We start from the raw sequence: 18,247 nt of genomic DNA, 5'->3' as shown, positions 1-18,247 counted from the left end.
TCGGCAAGGGTCCAAAGGCCCCTTCTCTCTTGACCGAGAGTCCCGCGAGCCCGGACTATGTTGCGTATCGCTCACTGAGTTGTGCAATGCGCACCGACGGAGGCCGCCGTGTCCCCTAAGTTCCCTCGTCCGCAGTCAGGCCGCGAGTACGTCCTCACCCTCTCCTGTCCCGACAGCGCGGGACTGGTCCATGCCGTGAGCGGCTTCCTCGTCAGGAACTCCGGCAACATCCTGGAGAGCCAGCAGTTCGACGACCGGCTCAAGGGCCGCTTCTTCATGAGGGTCCACTTCGATGTTTCCGATCCAATCGCGGATCTGGAAACCCTGCGTTACCGGTTCGGCCCGGTCGCGGAGGCCCACCGCATCTCCTGGACCATGCGGGACGCCGCCACCCCGACCCGGACGCTGATCATGGTGTCCAGGTTCGGGCACTGCCTCAACGACCTGCTCTTCCGCCGGCGCACCGGGTCCCTGAACATCGAGATCCCGGCGATCGTCTCCAACCACCGGGACTTCGAGGGGCTGGCCGAGACGTACGGCATCCCCTTCCACCACGTCCCCGTCACCAGGGACACCAAGCCCGAGGCCGAGGCCCGCCTCCTGGAGCTGGTGCGCGAGCTGGACGTCGACCTGGTCGTGCTGGCCCGCTACATGCAGATCCTCTCCGACGACCTGTGCAAGCAGCTCGAGGGCCGCGCCATCAACATCCACCACTCCTTCCTCCCGAGCTTCAAGGGCGCCCGCCCCTACGAGCAGGCCTACGCCCGCGGGGTGAAGCTCGTCGGCGCGACGGCGCACTACGTGACGCCGGACCTGGACGAGGGCCAGATCATCGAGCAGGACGTGGTCCGCGTCGACCACTCCCTCGACCCCGGCGAACTGGTGACGGTCGGCCGCGACGTGGAGGCGCAGGTGCTGGCGCACGCGGTGAAGTGGCACAGCGAGAGCCGCGTGATGGTCGACGGCAACCGCACGGTGGTCTTCCGCTGAGGCCTTGGGGCCCGTCCTCTGTATACGGCGCCCGCACGGCCCGGGGCGGCCGGGCGGCGGGAAGGACATCGACCGACCACGGGGTCAGCCGCCCAGCCGCTCCAGCCAGGCCCGGCGCCAGCGTTCGGTCTCGGCGATCTGGTTGAAGGTGAACAGGTGCAGGCCCGCCACACCGGACGACGGTGCGGTCAGGGCCTGCTCGGCGCGCTCCAGCAGGCGCTCCGGCGCGTGACCGGTGGGAGCGGCGAACCGCAGGAACCACGACGGGTGCCTGGTCAGGAACCGCGTCGACTCCCCCACGCCGATCTTCGTCGCCATGGCCAGCAGCTTGGCCCGCTGCACGGGCCCGGCGACGCCCACGTACAGCGGCAGCGTCACTCCCCGGCGCCGTACGCGCGCGATCCACTCCCCCAGCACCCGCGCGTCGAAGCACAGGTTGCTGACGATGTACGTGGCGTGCGCGCGCTTGTCCCACATCGACTGGACGGTGAGGTCGTCATGGATGAGGGGATGGCTCTCGGGGTAGCCCGTGATGCCGACCCGGGCGAAGGGCGCGCCCAGCTCGCCGAGCCTCACCAGCACCGGCAGGGCGCCGTCGTAGGCCCCCGCCGGCGGATCGGCGTCGCCCGCCGGTACGAAGACGTCGTCCACGCCCGCCTCGCGCAGGCGCGCGACGACCTCCTTGAGGTGGACGTCGTCCCGCAGCAGCCGTGCCGGCACGTGCGGGACGACGCGGTAGCCGTGCGCGGCGAGCCGCCCGGTCAGCTCCAGGGTCGGCTCGAGTCCCCTGACCGGCGACGCCGTGACCGTGACCACGACGTCGCGCGGGACGTGCGCGAGCACCTTCTCCTCCGTCGCCGCCGCGGGCAGCACCTCGTAGCGGACGTGCTCCAGCAGCGCGCGCAGCGCTTCGCCGGCCAAGGTCTACCCGGCCTGCTTCTGGGCGTCGCGGTGGCGGTAGTAGGCGGCCTTCGAGGCGGGCAGCGGCTCATTGCCGAGGATCAGGTCGGCGGCCTTCTCGGCGACCATCATCACCGGGGCGTAGATGTTCCCGTTGGTGACGTACGGCATGACGGAGGCGTCGACGACGCGCAGGCCCTCCACCCCGTGCACGCGCATGCTGGTCGGGTCGACCACGGCCATCTCGTCCGTGCCCATCTTGCACGTGCAGGACGGGTGCAGGGCGGTCTCGCCCTCCTTGGCGACCCAGGCGAGGATCTCCTCGTCGGTCTCCACCTTCGGCCCGGGTGAGAGCTCCCCGTCGTTGTAGGGGGCCATCGCGGGCTGGTTGAGGATCCTGCGGGCGACCCGGATCGCCTCCACCCACTCGCGGCGGTCCTGCTCGGTGGAGAGGTAGTTGAAGCGCAGCGCCGGGTGCTCGCGCGGGTCCCGGCTCTTGATCTTCACCGAGCCGATGGCGTCGGAGTACATGGGGCCCACGTGCACCTGGTACCCGTGGCCGCCGGAGGGCGAGGAGCCGTCGTAGCGGACGGCGACGGGCAGGAAGTGGAACATCAGGTTGGGGTAGTCGACCTCGTCGTTGCTGCGGGCGAAGCCGCCGGCCTCGAAGTGGTTGGTGGCGGCGGGCCCCTTCCTGAACAGCCACTGCAGGCCGATGAAGGGCGCGCGCCACTTCGCCATGTACGGCTGCATGGAGACCGGCTGCTTGCAGGCGTACTGGACGTACACCTCCAGGTGGTCCTGCATGTTCTCGCCGACGCCCGGCAGGTCGTGGACGACGTCGATGCCGAGCGCGCTCAGTTCCTCGGCGTTGCCGACGCCGGAGAGCTGCAGCAGCTGGGGGGAGTTGATGGCGCCGCCGCACAGGATGACCTCTTTGGCGCGGACCTGCTGGGGGGAGCCCTTGCCGCGCCGGTACTCGACGCCGACGGCCCGCTTGCCCTCGAACAGGACGCGGGTGACCAGGGCGCGGGTGGTGACGGTGAGGTTGGGCCGCTTCATGACGGGCTTGAGGTAGGCCTTGGAGGCCGAGAGGCGGCGACCGCGGTGGACGTTGCGGTCGAACTTGGCGAAGCCCTCCTGCCGGTAGCCGTTGACGTCGTCCGTGGGCGCGTAACCGGCTTCCTCGGTGGCCTTCTGGAAGGCGGTGAACAGCGGGTTGGTGGCGGGGCCGCGCTCCAGGACGAGGGGGCCGTCGTGGCCGCGGAACTCGTCGTCCGGGTCGGCGGCGAGACAGTTCTCCATGCGCCGGAAGTAGGGCAGACAGTGGGCGTAGTCCCACGTCTCCATCCCGGGGTCGGCGGCCCAGCGCTCGTAGTCCATGGGGTTGCCGCGCTGGAAGATCATGCCGTTGATGCTGCTGGAGCCGCCCAGCACCTTGCCGCGGGCGTGGTAGATGCGGCGGCCGCCCATGTGGGGCTCGGGCTCCGACTCGTACTTCCAGTCGTAGAAACGGCTGCCGATGGGATACGTCAGTGCCGCGGGCATGTGGATGAAGACGTCCCACGGGTAGTCGGACCGGCCCGCCTCCAGGACCAGCACCTTGTTCGCCGGGTCCGCGGAGAGCCGGTTGGCCAGTGCACTGCCGGCCGAACCGCCGCCGACGATGACGAAGTCGTATTGCAGGGGAGCCATGGTGCCTCGTCTCCTCGCGCCGTAGATACGCGAGGCATGCTAATACCGGTATCGCTATACGCACTAGGTTGCGAGGCACGCAACTTAACGGGCTCCGGTGCCGGCACGCCGACCCGCGCCGACACAGCCCACCGGGGGCTTATGCTTACGGCCACAGGAGCCAAGACGGCAGGTCCGGGTTTTTCAACCCTTTCCCAATCCCTTGTCGAAAGTCCCCCGCAGGCCATAGCCTTGCGCCGCGCCGGTGCTGGTGTTCACTGCCGACCCGGCCGGGACCGGCCTGGGAAGGGATGGGGACGAACGTCAGTGAAGACTCCAGTGAAGCGCACCTCGCGTGACATCCGTACCGCGAACCGCTACGAGGTGCTGCGCCAGATCATCGCCGAGTCTCCCACCTCCCGGCAGGAACTCGCGGCCGCCACCGGCCTGAGCCTGGCCACGGTCGCCACGCTCGTCGGCGAACTCCTCGACCTGCGGATGATCACCGAGGTCGGCTTCGAGGACTCGGCCGGCGGCCGCCCCCGCGGCCTGGTGGCCGTCAACGCGTCGGGGGGCGCGCTGATCGGCGTCGACATCGCCGAGACGTACGTCCGCGTCGAGCTCTTCGACCTCGGACTGAACGTCCTGGCCCGCGCCATGGAGGAGATGCGGCCCGGCGAGAACCGGCCCGAGCAGGTCGTCGGCCATGTCGCCGCGGCCGTCGGCGCCGTGGTCACCCAGGCCGGTGTGGAGGGCGCCCGGGTGCTGGGCGTCGGGGTGAGCGTGCCCGGGCAGGTGGACCGCGCCACGGGCATCTCGGAGTACGCGCCCAACTGGGACTGGCACGACGTACCGCTGCTCGACCTGCTCTCCGAGGTCATCGCCTATCCCCTCTACCTGGACAACCCGCTGCGCGCCTGTGCGGTGGCCGAGCTGTGGTTCGGGGCCGCGCGCGGGCGCCGGGACGCCGTGGTGGTCAACCTCGGCACCGGCGTGGGCGCCGGCCTCATCCTGGACGGCGCGCTGCACCGGGGGGTGAGCAACAGCGCGGGCGAATGGGGGCACAACACGATCGTCCTGGACGGCAGGCTGTGCCACTGCGGCAACCACGGCTGCGTGGAGACGTATGTCGGGGCCCCCGGAATCATGCTGAACCTGCGTGAACTCAGCCCGCGCAGCACGCTGTTGCACCCCGAGGACCAGACGGCCACCATCGACGCGCTCGCCGCCGCGGTCGCCGTGGCCGACCCGGAGGCCGTCAAGGTGGTCCGGGACACGGCCCGTTACCTCGGCGCGGGCATCGCCGACCTGGTCAACCTGTTCAACCCCGAAGTGGTCGTCCTGAGCAGCTGGGTCGCCAAGAAGCTGGCCGAGCCGCTGCTGGACGAGGTGCGCGCCGCCGTGGGGCGGCACGCGCTGAAGCGGCCGATGGCCGCCACCGAGATCGTCCTCTCCCCCATCCCCACCGACCCGGTGTGCCTGGGCGCCGCCACGTTCGCGCTCGAAGGGGCCCTGCAGTCGGTCAGCCAGAGGACGAGCAGACGAACCACCCCCGCAAGGAGCCGTACCGCACCACCTTCATGACGACGGAAGGGATGCACGTGACTCACCCCCACCGCAGGAGATCCCTCCTGCTGACGGCCGCGGCCGCGCTCGCCGTCACCGGCCCCCTGATATCCGCCCCGACCGCCTCGGCCGCCACCCCCACGGCGGCCGAGGTCTCCCCCCACGCCGCTCAGACCATCGACGACATCGGTGCGTCGGGCGCCTGGTGGGTGAACGACCTGCAGCACTTCAGGCCCGAGGTGCAGGCCCGGGTGGCGAAGCTGCTGTTCTCGAAGCAGGGCCTGGCCCTGTCCTCCTACCGCTACAACATCGGCGGCGGCGGAGTCGCGGTCACCACCCCGGCCCGCGCCGCCGAGGACTTCCTGAACCCCGACGGCTCCTACGACTGGAGCAGGGACAAGGGCGGCCGGACCTTCCTCAAGTACGCCTCGGCATACGGCGTCAAGGACCTGATCGGGTTCGTCAACAGCGCGCCCGCCGCATGGACGACCGACGGGCAGAGCTGCGGCGGCCAGTTGAAGGCCGAGAACGAGGGCGACTACGCCAAGTACGTCGCCGAAGTCACCGACCACTTCGCCCGCCAGGGCGTGAAGCTGGACTACATCAGCCCCTTCAACGAGCCCGACAACGACTTCGGTTCGTGCGGCCAGGAGGGCATGAAGGTCACGGTCGACCAACGCGACGACATCGTGCGGGCGTTGGGCGCCGAGCAGCGGGCCCGCAAGCAGAAGACGTCGATCATCGCCGACGAGTCCAGCCAGACCACCCAGTTCGTCTCCGAACTGCCGCAGTGGATCTCACAGCCGGGCACGGCCCAGTACGTCTCCGCACTGGCCCACCACACGTACAACAACCCCGACGACGGTCAGCTCGCCAACGTCTACGAGACGTCGAGGAGCGTCGGCCAGAAGTCCTGGGCCACCGAGATCTGCTGCTTCGGCAAGGGCTCGACGGGCTGGAACCAGGAGTACGACCCGTCCATCGACAACGCCCTGCTGATGTCGCGGATCATCTACAAGGACTTCGCGAGCGCCCACGACTCGGCCTTCCAGTGGTGGGTGGCCCTGGCGAGCGGCTACGGCAGCGACCCGTACACGAAGAACGACACCGGCTGGAACGACGGCCTGGTCTACTACGACCCCGACTACGCCACGAACGGCAACCAGAGCCTGTACTTCACCAAGCGGTACTACGCGCTCGGCCAGTACAGCAAGTTCGTCCGGCCGGGCTCGGTCGCGCACGACGTGACCGGAGCGCCGGACGGGGTCGAGGTCTCGACGTACGACCGGAACGGCACGTGGGTCGTCGTGGTCAACAACCACAACACCACCGACACACCGCTGAGTCTGCACTTCAACAGCAAGGCGCCGGTGCGGGCCACGCAGGCCGTACGGACCTCGGCGACCGAGGACTGGGCCAAGGTGGAGAAGCCGTCGGTCAGCGGCGGCACGGTCTCGGCGAACCTCGCGGCGCGTTCCGTCACGACGTACGTCCTCGACCGACGGAGCCACGGCAGTACGGCCGTCACCGGCGCCTGGCAGGGCAGGCAGTCCGGCAAGTGCCTGACCGCGGGCGCCACGGGAGCCGCCATCAGCACCTGCACCGGCGACGCGGAGCAGTCGTGGTCGTACGACGGCCAGGGCGCCCTGAAGGGCGTGAACGGCTATCTCACGGCGGGGAGTTCGGGACTGACGACGACCTCCGACTTCACCGGTGACGCGTCCCAGCGCTGGCTGCTCAACGCCAACGGCCAGATCCTCAGCGAGGCGTCCGGCAAGTGCCTGGACGTCAGCGGGCAGGCGACCGCCGACGGCAGCAAGGTGATCCTCTACAGCTGCAACGGCGGCGGCAACGAGGCGTGGTCCAGGCAGTGAGCCGGTAGCGCTCGCTGTTTCGAGGGCCGCCGGCCACCCATGGCCCGGCGGCCCTCCCTTATCTCAACTCCCATGGAAAGTGCCCGCGTTCGGCATGCCGAACCGCAGACAACGTTTCGCGCAGACTTCGTCCAACCCCTTGCCTAAGCCCTGCTCGAAAGTTTAGCGTCCGGCCCTGCAATCAGTTCGAGCCACCGGGCGCTGAGCCGCAGAGCCGCAGCCGCACTCGAGACAAGGACGTCAGCATGTCGGCATTGAGCAACGACAACTTCTCCCGCCGGTCCCTCTTCCGGGCCGCCGCGGGCATGGCCGCCGCCGGCACCCTCGCCGCGTGCGGCAGCAACAACGGCCGGGGCGGGAGCGGCGGGTCCGGCACCCAGCTCGTGCAGTACTTCCACGCCTACGGCGAGGCGGGCACCGAGCAGGCCATCAAGCGGTACGCGGCGGCGTACAAGAAGGCCGGCGTCAGCACCAACTGGATCACCGGCAACAACTTCGAGGCGAAGCTCTTCTCTGCGCTGCTCACCAAGCAGGCCCCGGACGTCTTCGAGTTCCACCCGCAGCTGCAGATGGTCAAGAGCGGCCAGGTGGCCGACCTCAGCGACCTCATCGACCCGGTCAAGGACGACTTCAACCCCAACGACATCAAGTCGCACACGGTCGACGGCAAGATCTACGGCATCCGGATGATCGACGACCCGCAGTTCTTCTACTACCGCAAGTCGATGCTGGAGAAGGCCAAGGTCGACGTCCCGACCACGCTGGACGAGCTGCTCGACGCCGCCGCCAAGCTCACCACCGACAAGGTCAAGGGCGTCTTCCTCGGCAACGACTTCACCGCGATCCAGAACAACCTGATCTTCTCGGCCGGCGCCGAGACCCTCGACGCGAACAACAAGATCGGCTACCACACGGACGGCGTCGTCGAGGGCCTGAAGAAGCTCCGGACCCTGTTCACCAGCGGTCACGTGCTGCTCGACGCCCCGACCGACTTCTGGGACCCGTCCGCGCTCAACCAGGGCCTGTGCGCGATCCAGTGGGGCGGCATGTGGTCCATGCCCGCCATGCAGAAGGCGCTCGGCGACGACCTGGGCATCTTCCCGTTCCCGAAGATCGGCAGCGCCGGCAAGCTGTCGGTCTACAACGGCGGCTGGTCGATCTTCGTCAACGCCAAGGGCAAGAACGTCGAAGCGGCCAAGGAATACGTCAAGTGGCTGTGGATCGACCAGAAGAAGTACCAGGAGGACTGGGCGCTGTCCTACGGCTTCCACATCCCGCCGCGCACCTCGATAGCCAACTCGGCCACCAAGCTCAAGTCGGGCCTGCCCGCCGAGGCGGTCAAGCTCTTCACCGACTACGGCCACTTCGACAACATCGGCTTCGACCAGGTGATGATCACCGCGTTCAACGACGTGATCGCGTCCTCCGTCCGCAAGAACGGCAACCCGGAGGCGGCGCTCGACACCTGCGACAAGAAGGTCAACGTCGAACTCAAGAAGCTGTTCGGATAGGCCGCCGGGCGGACCACGACATGTCGACCACCACCACACGCGGGGTCGCCCAGCCCGCCCCGGCCAAGGCCTCCCAGGCCCGGCCGCGGCGGGGCCTGCGGGGCAACCCGACCGTCAACTTCTGGCTCTTCACCGGGCCCTTCCTCATCGGCCTGGTGATCTTCGTCTTCGTGCCGATCGTCTGGAGCATCTGGCTCAGCTTCTTCGACGCGCGGTACACCGTCACGCCGAGCAACTTCATCGGCCTCGACAACTACAAGCAGATCCTCACCAACAGCAACTTCCCCGACTCGTTGCTGACGTTCAGCGTGTTCGCCGCCTTCATCGTGCCGACGACCTGGGCGCTGTCGCTGGGGCTGGCGCTGCTGGTGAACCAGCTGCGGTTCATGCGGGCCTTCTTCCGCTCGGTGTTCTTCCTGCCGACCGCCGTGTCCTACGTCGCCGCCGCGCTGATCTGGAAGATGTCCATCTTCAGCGGCGTCCGCTTCGGTCTGATGAACACCGTCCTCGGGTGGTTCGGCGTCGACAACATCGCCTATCTGGCGGACCCGACGCCGCCCTGGTACTGGCTGGTCATCGTGACCCTGCGCCTGTGGATCCAGTCCGGGTTCTACATGATCCTCTTCCTGGCGGCGCTGCAGAACATCCCTGCCGAGCTGTACGAGGCCGCCGCCATCGACGGCGCCAAGAAGGGCTGGCAGACCTTCCGGTACATCACGCTGCCCCAGCTGCGGGCCACCTCGACCGCGGTGATCCTGCTGCTGCTCATCGCCGCGTACCAGGCGTTCGACGAGTTCTTCAACATCATCGGCACCAAGGCGACCTGGGCGCAGACACCGCTCATGGAGCTCTACAAGGCAGCCCTCGGCACCAACCAGGACTACGGCGCCGGCAGCGCGGGCGCGGTCGTCCTGTCGTTGCTCATCTGCCTCGTCACCCTGGTCCAGGGCAAGTTCATGGGCTTCGGAAGGGGGGATGAGTCCAAGTGACCACCACCGCACCTCATCAGGTCGGCAAGCAGCGCAAGGGGGCCCGGGGCGTCCTCGGCAACACGGGACTGTACGTCTCCGTCGGCATCGCGGCGCTGCTCTTCCTGGTCCCGTTCTACCTGATCGTCCGCAACGCCCTCTCCACGGACCCGGAGATCACGGGCGAGAACTGGAAGCTGCTGCCCTCCTTCCAGTGGAGCAACATCTCCGAACTGTTCGACGATCCCACGGTCGAGTTCGGCCGCTCCATGGTGAACTCGCTCGTCGTCGCCGTGTCGACGACTCTCGGCACGCTCCTGGTCTGCTCCCTGGCCGGCTACGGCCTGGCCCGCATCCCGTACAAACACGCCAACAAGGTCTTCTACGCGGTCCTCGCGACCCTGATGGTCCCCACGGCCGTGACCTTCGTGCCCAGCTTCGTGCTGGTCTCGTCGCTCGGATGGGTGGACACCTACCGCGGCCTGATCATCCCGGGGCTGTTCAGTGGTTTCACCTGCTTTCTTTTCCGGCAGTACTTCCTGGGATTTCCCAAGGAGCTGGAGGAGGCGGCACGCGTGGACGGGCTCGGGTACTGGGGCGCGTACTGGCGGATCGTCGTACCCAACTCGCTGAACTTCTTCGCGGCGATCGCCACGATCACGTTCATCAGCGCCTGGAACTCCTTCCTGTGGCCCCTGGTCATCGGGCAGGACCCCGGTTCCTGGACCGTCCAGATCGCGCTGTCCTCCTTCATGACCAATCAGACCGTGAACTTCCATCTGATCTTCATGGCCACCGCCATCTCCATCCTGCCCCTGGTCTTCGTGTTCCTCTTCCTCCAGCGCTGGCTGGTGCAGGGGATCGCGCAGACCGGTATCAAGGGCTGACGCCCTCCACTCACGACCTGGAGACCGATGTCTTTCCGTACCTCCCCATCGGCCGTCGACTACGTCGAGGACGTCTCACCCGGCAGCGGGGCCCTTCCGCCCCGTGCCTGGTACGCGTCCTCCGACGCCACGTCACTCTCGCTCAACGGCAGCTGGCGCCTGCGTGTGTCGCCGACCGCCGACGCCGAGGACGACTCGTTCGCCGAGCCCGGCTTCGACGCCGGGGGCTGGGACGAGGTCACGGTCCCGGGCCACTGGGTGCTCCAGGGCGACGGTGCCTTCGGCCTGCCGATCTACACCAACCACCTCTACCCCTTCCCGGTCGACCCGCCGCACGTCCCGACGGAGAACCCGACCGGCGACCACGTGCGCGTCTTCGACCTGCCCGCGGACTGGCCGTCCGAGGGCGGGGCGGTGATCCGCTTCGACGGCGTGGAGTCCTGCGCCCGCGTCTGGCTGAACGGCACGGAGATCGGCGAGTTCAAGGGCTCCCGGCTGCCGCACGAGTTCGCGGTCGGGCACCTGCTCGAGCCGACCGGCAACGTGCTCGCCGTCCGCGTCCACCAGTGGTCGGCCGGCTCCTACCTGGAGGACCAGGACCAGTGGTGGCTGCCCGGCATCTTCCGTGACGTGACGCTGCTGCACCGCCCGGCGGGCAGCGCGCTCGACTTCTTCGTGCACGCCTCCTACGACCACGGCACGGGCGAGGGCACCCTGCGCGTCGACTCCGACGTCGACGGGCGGGTGTCCGTGCCCGCCCTGGACATCGATGTCGAGACGGGCACGACGGTCACGGTGCCGGTCCAGCCGTGGTCGGCCGAGCTGCCGAAGCTGTACGACGGCGAACTGGTCACCGAGGGCGAGCGGGTCCCGCTGCGCATCGGGTTCCGTACCGTGGAGCTGGCCGACGGCCTGATCAAGGTCAACGGCCGGCCGGTGCTCTTCAAGGGCGTCAACCGCCACGAGTGGCACCCGGAGAAGGGCCGCGCCCTGGACCTGGAGACGATGCGCGAGGACGTGCTGCTGATGAAGCGGCACAACCTCAACGCCGTGCGCACCTCCCACTACCCGCCGCACCCCGCCTTCCTCGACCTGTGCGACGAGTACGGCCTGTGGGTCATCGACGAGTGCGACCTGGAGACCCACGGCTTCACCGAGCAGGCCTGGCGCGACAACCCCGTCGACGACGACCGCTGGACCCCGGCCCTGCTCGACCGCGCCGCGCGCATGGTGGAGCGGGACAAGAACCACCCGTCGGTGGTGATGTGGTCGCTGGGCAACGAGGCCGGCACCGGGCGCGGCCTGACTGCGATGGCCGAGTGGATCCACGGCCGGGACTCCTCCCGCCTCGTGCACTACGAGGGCGATTGGAACTGCCGTGACACGGACGTCTATTCGCGGATGTACGCCTCTCACGCCGAGGTCGAGACCATCGGCAAGGACCTGGACGGCGGTACGCACAAACGCCGTGAACTGCCCTTCATCCTCTGCGAGTACGGGCACGCCATGGGCAACGGCCCCGGCGGCATCGCCGACTACCAGCGGCTGTTCGAGGCCCACGACCGCCTCCAGGGCGGCTTCATCTGGGAGTGGATCGACCACGGCGTCAAGCACGCCGAGCTGGGCTACGCCTACGGCGGCGACTTCGGCGAGGAACTGCACGACGGCAACTTCGTCTGCGACGGCCTGATCTTCCCGGACCGGCGGCCCTCCCCCGGCCTGCTGGAGTTCAAGAAGGTCATCGAGCCCGTCTCCCTCGAGCCGTCCGACGGCATCGTGCGGGTGACGAACAAGCAGGACTTCGCCGACCTTTCGGCCTTCGCCTTCGAGTGGTCCTACCAAGTGGACGGCGAGACGGTCGAGTCCGGCTCCCTGGCCGTGCCCGCACTCGCCCCGGGCGAGTCGTCGGAGGTCAAGCTGCCCGAACCGCCGCCCGGGCACACGGGCGGCGAGACACTGTGGACGGTACGGGCGACGCTGGCGGCCGACACCGCCTGGGGGCCGAAGGGCCACGAGGTGGCCTGGGGCCAAGTGACGCTGACCGCACGGCCGTTGCCGGTGGTGTCCGCGAGTGCCGGGCCGGTGGCCGACGCCGGCGTGATCACGCTCGGCCCGGCCGTGTTCGACGCCCGCAGCGGGGCGCCGAAGACCATCGGCGGCGTCGAGGTCAGCGGCCTGCGGCTGGACGTGTGGCGGGCGACCACCGACAACGACGAGGGCGCGGAGTGGCAGACCGGCACCCGCGACGCGGAGCAGTGGCGCAAGTACGGCCTGCACCGCATGCGGCACCGGCTGGACTCCGTCGAGCTCGACGGTGACGCGCTGACCGTACGCACCCGGGTGGCGCCCGCCGCCTGGGAGTTCGGCCTCGCCGCGGTGTACCGGTGGACCTCGGACGGAGACCGTCTGAAGCTGACGGTGTCGGTGGGACCGGAGGGCGAGTGGCCGGTGCCGCTGCCCCGGCTCGGTGTGCGGTTCGGGCTCCAGCGGGCCGACGCGGTGAGGTGGTACGGCGGCGGCCCCGGCGAGGGCTACCCGGACACCAAGGCCGCCTCCCGGGTGGCTCGTTGGGAGTCGACGGTGGACGGGATGCAGACGCCGTACCTGCGTCCGCAGGAGAACGGCGCGCGTGCCGACGTCCGGTGGGCGGAGATCGGCGGGCTGCGGGTCGAGGGCGACCCGGAGTTCTTCCTCACCGCCCGGCGCTGGACGACCGAGCAGCTGGACGCGGCCACCCACCTCACCGACCTGACGCCCGGTGAGACGGTGTGGGTCAACCTGGACCACGGCCTGCACGGCATCGGAAGCGGTTCCTGCGGGCCCGGTGTGCTGCCCCCGTACTGGCTGCGGGCCGAACCGGCCGAGTTCTCCTTCGTGTTCTCGGCCACCGAGTGACATATCCCGAGTGCCCCCCGGACCGTGGCCGTCCCGTCCTCGCCGACGGGGCGGCCACGCCGTGCCGCCGTGAAGAACGAGGAGGTCCCTGTGCACCACGCCGTCGACCACGTCGTCGAGGCCTACGGACTCGGCCCCGGACCGTGGACGATCACACCGGTCGCTCGCGGCGCACTGGGACAGATCTGGAAACTCGCCGGGGACGGACGCCGATGGGCGGTCAAGGAGCTGTTGTTCGGCTGCGACGAGGAACAGGTGCGTCGCGAGGCCGCCCTGAGGGACGCCGGGGAGAACCTGGGCATCGCCTCGCCCAGGCTGCTCGCCAACCGGGACGGCAGCCACGTCTCGACGCTTCCGGCCCAGGTGGGCGGCTCCTGTGTGAAGGTCTACGACTGGGTGGAGGGAAGCTTCGCCGACCCCACCCGCCCGGAGATCCTCACCTGGGTCGGGCGTACCCTCGCGCTGCTGCACGTCGCCGGAGCGGGGGCGAGCGAGACACCGGTTTCCTGGTACGAGCGGTGCCCCGACGCCTCCGACTGGGAGGCTCTGCACCGGAAGATCCGCGGATCCGGGCTGCCGTGGTCGGACCGGCTGGAGGAACTCGCCCACAGCCGGGCGGCGGAGCTGGCGCGGTTCGTCACACCGGCCGAACGCACCGGCATGGCGACCTCGCACCTGGACGTCCAGCCGCAGAACGTGCTGGTCGGACCGGTCGGACCGGTCCTGATCGACTGGGACAACGCGGGGCCCGTGTCACCGGAGCGCGAGCTGGCCTCGGTCGTGTACGCGTGGTCCGGCGGGAACGCCGTGAACGCGGACTTCGCGCGCCGGCTGGTCCGCGCCTACGTGGACGCCGGCGGCCCGGGGACGATCAGGAGCCTGGAAGCGTTCTCGATGCTCTTCGCGACCCGCCTCAACCACGTCCAGGTGCAGGCGGAAGCGGCGGTGGACCCCGGGCAGACCGCCGAACAGCGGGCGTTCGCGGACCGACAGGTCCGCGACTCCCTGGACACCGTCCCGGACCCGACCGCGCTCTCCGGTTTGATCGAAGAGCTCGAGAGCGAGTGGGGACGCGGGCGGCGGGGCGCGTAGTTACGGGGTGCCCGCCCATCGGTGCAGGGCGGCCTCCAGACCGGTGACAGCCGCGGAGCCGAAATCGGAGTCGCAACCAGAGTCGCCGTCGGCGTCGACGGCCCAGGCGACCACGCCGTCGGGGCGTACCAGCAGTCCGGCCGGTGTGCCGTGGGCGTCGGTCACGCTGTTCACCCGGTCGCCCCAGGCGGCGGCCCGACGGGCGAACCTGGCGTCCGCCGTGCGGTCGAGCAGCAGGAACCCGCCGCCGTGTCCGTGGTCGACCAGCCGGGAGCCGTCCGCCAGCGACAGGTCGGGGGCGTACCGGCCGGTGAGCGGATGGGCGCCGGGCAGGTCGACGCGCTGCGTGACACCGGAGATCTTCTTGACCGCGTAGGTCGCTCCGGCCCCGGTGCTCAGCAGATCGGCGACCACCTCCCGCAGCGCGGCGGACTTGGCGTCCCCGCGCAGCACGCCGATCTGGGCCCGCGTCCAGTCCAGCACCCAGGCGCCGAGGGGCCGGCGCTCGTCGTCGTAGGTGTCGAGGAGCCCCTCGGGTGCCCATCCGGCGACCACGCCACCGAGCTTCCAGCCGAGGTTCATCGCGTCGCCGGCCCCGAGGTTGAGGCCCTGGCCGCCGAACGGCGAGTGCACGTGCGCGGCGTCGCCGGCCAGCAGCACCCGGCCCGACCGGTAGGCCGCGGCCTGGCGGGCGTTGTCGCTCCAACGGGTCGCGGTGCCGCGCAGCGCGGTCAGCGTGACATCGGTCCCCGAGACCCGGCGCAGACTGGCCTGCACCTCGTCGAGGGTGACCGGCGCCCTCCGGTCCGCGACGGCACCGTCGAACTCGACGGTGACCACCCGTCCGGGCTGCGGCCCGTGGCGGTACGCGCCCTGGGGCGACCACGCCCATCCGTTCGCGAGCTTCTCCGGGTCGGCGATGTCGGCGACCGCGAGGTGTCCCGTGAGTTCGGGGTCGGTGCCGGGGAAGTCGATGCCCGCGAGGCGGCGCACGGTGCTGCGTCCGCCGTCGCATCCCACCAGCCAGCCGGTGCGCATCGGGCCGGCGGTGGTGCCGAGGAGCACCTCGTCGCCGGTGTCCTGGAGCGCGGTGACCTCGATCCCGCGGTGCACGGGTACGCCGAGGCGCGCCACATGGCGGGCCAGCAGCGCCTCCAGTTCGGGCTGCGGCACCATGCGCGCTCCGTCGACCGCGGTGTGCGCGGCGAGATCGGGATCGGACCAGTCCACGAGGCCGGGGTCCAGGACGATCCCCGCGAAATGCCCGGTGAACCGGGGGTCGCGCGCCGCCCGGCCGGCGGTCGTCCCGGCGAACGAGCCGACCCGCGCGAAGATCTCTCGCTGCACTTTCTCGGCCTCGGGCAGCAGTCCCCGGCGGTCGAGCGCTTCGGCCGTCGGCACGTTGATCGCTCCGGCCTTCATCGCTTTGTCGGGCTCGGCGAGCCTTTCGATTATCTGCACCGAGGCCCCGGCGAGCGCGAGTTCTCCGGCGAGCAGGAGACCCACCGGCCCCGCGCCCACCACGGTCACGTCCACGTCGTACTTCCCGTTCACTGTCACGAACGGTGTTCTATCCACGAACACTGTTCGCGTCAAGTTATAGTGTTCGGGTGAACCCCAGAGAGCGACGCGCGGCACGCCACCTGCCGCCGAAGACCGCGGCCGAAGCGGGCCCCAGGCCCCGGCGCCGCAAGGACCCGATCACCGTCGAGCAGGTCGTCGACACCGCACTGGGCATGATCGCCGCGGAGGGCTACGACGCCCTGACCATGCGGCGACTGGCCAGCGCCCTCGACACCGGTCCCGCATCGCTCTACGCCCACGTCGTCAACAAGGCCGACCTCGACGAGCTGCTCATCGGCCGGCTGTGCGCCGAGCTGGTCCTGCCCGTGCCCGATCCGGCGTCCTGGCGGGACCAGGTCCACGGCGTGTGCGCCCAGATCCGCGACCAGTACCTGAAGTACCCGGGCATCTCCCGCGCCGCGCTCGCCATGGCCCCCACCGACCTCGAGACCATGCGCGTCAGCGAAGGGCTGCTGGCGATCCTGCTCGCCGGCGGCGTCGCTCCGCAGGCCGCCGCCTGGGCCATCGACGCACTCCTGCTGTACGTGGCCGCCTACTGCCTGGAGACCTCGATCGCCCGGCGGCGCTCGGCCGACGACGACGCCGTCTGGGTCGTCGACCGCGCCGAGCTGCTGCGGCGGTTCGCGACCCTGCCCGCCGAGGCCTTCCCCCACACCACCCGCCACGCCGCCGAACTCACGGCGGGCGAGGGCCACGACCGGTTCGACTTCACCCTTCGCCTGATGATCGACGGCCTGGCACACGCCTAGCACCATCCGGCTCCGGCGAATCACGCGTCAGGCATTGACGTCCGTCACAGGATTCCTATCATCCTGAGAGTCCGAAGTTCCGAGCAACGTTCGATATTTCGAACTAACGTGACCAGGCTCGGGATCGCACCTCTGCGCCATCCGTTCGGCTCCCGCACCGCAGCGCACACGCGACGGCACACCTCACCGCACCGTCCCGGCACAGCTCTGCCCCTGGAGTTCGGCATGCCTGCGACCGCGCCGTACCCGCACTCACGACGGCAGGCACGACCCCCCACCACCGAAGGAGTTCACCCATGTCCCTGCGCCTGAGGCCACGGCCCCTGCGGCACGCCCTGCTCGCCACCGCGGCGACCGCCGCGCTCGGCGTCGGCCTGCTGACCGCCGCCGCGCCGGCCGCACCGGCCGCCACGTCCGGCCCCTGCGACATCTACGCGTCGGGCGGCACCCCCTGCGTGGCCGCGCACAGCACCACCCGCGCCCTGTACGGCTCCTACAACGGCCCGCTGTACCAGGTGCGCCGGGCCTCGGACAACGCCACCCGGGACATCGGCGTCGTCAGCGCGGGCGGGGTCGCCAACGCCGCCGCCCAGGACTCCTTCTGCTCCGGCACCACCTGCCTCATCACCGTCATCTACGACCAGTCCGGCCGCAACAACCGCCTCACCCAGGCACCCCCCGGCGGCTTCTCCGGCCCGGCCACCGGCGGATACGACAACCTCGCCAACGCCACCGCCGCCCCGATCACGCTCGGCGGCCGCAAGGCGTACGGCGTCTTCGTGGCCCCCGGCACCGGGTACCGCAACAACGCCACCAACGGTGTCGCCAAGGGCGACCAGGCGGAGGGCATGTACGCCGTCCTCGACGGCACGCACTACAACGGCGGCTGCTGCTTCGACTACGGCAACGCCGAGACCAACAGCCGCGACAACGGCAACGGCACCATGGAGGCCATCTACTTCGGCAACATCAAGGTCTGGGGCTACGGCAGCGGCAACGGCCCCTGGATCATGGCCGACCTGGAGAACGGCCTGTTCTCCGGGGTCAACCAGCACTACAACGCGGGCGACCCCTCCATCAGCCACCGCTATCTCACCGCGGTCGTCAAGGGCGGCCCCAACCACTGGGCCATCCGCGGCGGCAACGCCCAGTCCGGCTCCCTGTCCACCTTCTACAACGGGGTCCGCCCCAACGTCGCCGGATACAACCCGATGAAGAAGGAGGGGGCCATCATCCTCGGCATCGGCGGCGACAACAGCCACGGCGCCGCGGGCACCTTCTACGAGGGCGTCATGACCTCGGGTTATCCCTCGGACGCCACCGAGAACGCCGTACAGGCCAACATCACCGCGGCCGGCTACGGCAGGTAGAGGTCCGGTACGGCCCCTTCCCCGCCCCGGCGCGGAAGGGGCTCGTGGCGTCGCCCCAGATGTGAGCATCCACACCTCCTTCACCATTGCGCCCCCTGTCACGGCACGGCAGAGTGTTCCAACTGCGGGACGCGTGGGGCGAGTTGCCCGCACTCCCACGGCAAGGCACCACGGACGGCCAGGAAGG

Annotated in this window: 12 protein-coding genes and 1 pseudogene; 10 read left to right on the top strand and 3 right to left on the bottom strand. The window is 69.8% G+C overall.

All coding sequences use genetic code 11. The features are described 5' to 3' along the window. Positions 1–108 precede the first annotated feature (108 nt). Positions 109–990, top strand: coding sequence for a formyltetrahydrofolate deformylase (purU, locus tag ACIGDI_RS06825; protein ID WP_200700398.1), 882 nt, complete (start codon positions 109–111; stop codon positions 988–990). Positions 991–1,074: 84 nt separating this feature from the next. On the opposite strand, the gene ACIGDI_RS06820 is transcribed toward purU, so the two are convergent. Together ACIGDI_RS06820 and betA are read right to left on the bottom strand one after the other, a co-directional pair. Next, on the bottom strand, positions 1,075–1,911 hold the full coding sequence (locus ACIGDI_RS06820) for a 5,10-methylenetetrahydrofolate reductase (protein ID WP_399891549.1): 837 nt from the start codon (positions 1,909–1,911) through the stop codon (positions 1,075–1,077). A gap of 3 nt (positions 1,912–1,914) precedes the next feature. Further along, on the bottom strand, positions 1,915–3,585 hold the full coding sequence (betA, locus tag ACIGDI_RS06815; RefSeq protein ID WP_399891546.1) for a choline dehydrogenase: 1,671 nt from the start codon (positions 3,583–3,585) through the stop codon (positions 1,915–1,917). Between the two features lie 318 nt (positions 3,586–3,903). On the opposite strand from betA, the gene ACIGDI_RS06810 reads away from it, so the two are divergent. The 7 genes from ACIGDI_RS06810 to ACIGDI_RS06780 all read left to right on the top strand — a co-directional run bounded on the left by ACIGDI_RS06810 (position 3,904) and on the right by ACIGDI_RS06780 (position 14,357). Next, positions 3,904–5,148, top strand: a complete 1,245-nt coding sequence (locus tag ACIGDI_RS06810) for an ROK family transcriptional regulator (protein WP_399892960.1) — start codon at positions 3,904–3,906, stop codon at positions 5,146–5,148. An 11-nt stretch (positions 5,149–5,159) separates the two neighbouring features. Next, a complete protein-coding gene (locus ACIGDI_RS06805; RefSeq protein WP_399891543.1) occupies positions 5,160–7,004 on the top strand; it encodes a glycoside hydrolase in 1,845 nt (614 codons plus the stop codon). 245 nt (positions 7,005–7,249) lie between these two features. Beyond that, the gene (locus ACIGDI_RS06800) at positions 7,250–8,515 is read left to right on the top strand and encodes an ABC transporter substrate-binding protein (RefSeq protein ID WP_399891540.1); all 1,266 of its coding nucleotides are present in this window, start codon (positions 7,250–7,252) and stop codon (positions 8,513–8,515) included. A 20-nt stretch (positions 8,516–8,535) separates the two neighbouring features. Further along, the gene (locus ACIGDI_RS06795; RefSeq protein ID WP_200700504.1) at positions 8,536–9,504 is read left to right on the top strand and encodes a carbohydrate ABC transporter permease; all 969 of its coding nucleotides are present in this window, start codon (positions 8,536–8,538) and stop codon (positions 9,502–9,504) included. Then, positions 9,501–10,370, top strand: coding sequence for a carbohydrate ABC transporter permease (locus ACIGDI_RS06790; protein WP_200700505.1), 870 nt, complete (start codon positions 9,501–9,503; stop codon positions 10,368–10,370). Before ACIGDI_RS06795 ends, ACIGDI_RS06790 begins: the two co-directional genes overlap by 4 nt. A gap of 27 nt (positions 10,371–10,397) precedes the next feature. Beyond that, on the top strand, positions 10,398–13,265 hold the full coding sequence (locus ACIGDI_RS06785; protein WP_399891535.1) for a glycoside hydrolase family 2 TIM barrel-domain containing protein: 2,868 nt from the start codon (positions 10,398–10,400) through the stop codon (positions 13,263–13,265). Between the two features lie 90 nt (positions 13,266–13,355). After that, positions 13,356–14,357: a phosphotransferase enzyme family protein gene (locus ACIGDI_RS06780; protein WP_399891532.1), complete on the top strand. Its 1,002-nt coding sequence runs from the start codon at positions 13,356–13,358 to the stop codon at positions 14,355–14,357. On the opposite strand, the gene ACIGDI_RS06775 is transcribed toward ACIGDI_RS06780, so the two are convergent. Next, positions 14,358–15,917, bottom strand: coding sequence for an FAD-dependent monooxygenase (locus ACIGDI_RS06775; protein ID WP_399891529.1), 1,560 nt, complete (start codon positions 15,915–15,917; stop codon positions 14,358–14,360). A gap of 50 nt (positions 15,918–15,967) precedes the next feature. On the opposite strand from ACIGDI_RS06775, the gene ACIGDI_RS06770 reads away from it, so the two are divergent. Further along, positions 15,968–16,690 (top strand): TetR/AcrR family transcriptional regulator, encoded by a 723-nt coding sequence (locus ACIGDI_RS06770; protein WP_399891525.1) that lies wholly within the window; start codon positions 15,968–15,970, stop codon positions 16,688–16,690. 296 nt (positions 16,691–16,986) lie between these two features. After that, positions 16,987–18,051: pseudogene (locus ACIGDI_RS06765) on the top strand (arabinofuranosidase catalytic domain-containing protein); the annotation flags it as partial. Positions 18,052–18,247: the final 196 nt, after the last annotated feature.

The sequence above is a fragment of the Streptomyces sp. NPDC085900 genome (assembly GCF_044540925.1).
GTDB classification, from domain to species: Bacteria; Actinomycetota; Actinomycetes; order Streptomycetales; family Streptomycetaceae; genus Streptomyces; species Streptomyces gilvifuscus.
Note: the sequence above shows the minus strand (reverse complement) of the source record. Positions and strands in the feature narration are given on the sequence as shown.

What these genes read in the sequence shown, in the direction of transcription:
- betA (WP_399891546.1), bottom strand. Translation starts at nt 3,585, where the DNA reads ATGGCTCCCCTGCAATACGACTTCGTCATCGTCGGCGGCGGTTCGGCC.
- ACIGDI_RS06805 (WP_399891543.1), top strand. Translation starts at nt 5,160, where the DNA reads ATGCACGTGACTCACCCCCACCGCAGGAGATCCCTCCTGCTGACGGCC.
- ACIGDI_RS06800 (WP_399891540.1), top strand. Translation starts at nt 7,250, where the DNA reads ATGTCGGCATTGAGCAACGACAACTTCTCCCGCCGGTCCCTCTTCCGG.
- ACIGDI_RS06795 (WP_200700504.1), top strand. Translation starts at nt 8,536, where the DNA reads ATGTCGACCACCACCACACGCGGGGTCGCCCAGCCCGCCCCGGCCAAG.
- ACIGDI_RS06785 (WP_399891535.1), top strand. Translation starts at nt 10,398, where the DNA reads ATGTCTTTCCGTACCTCCCCATCGGCCGTCGACTACGTCGAGGACGTC.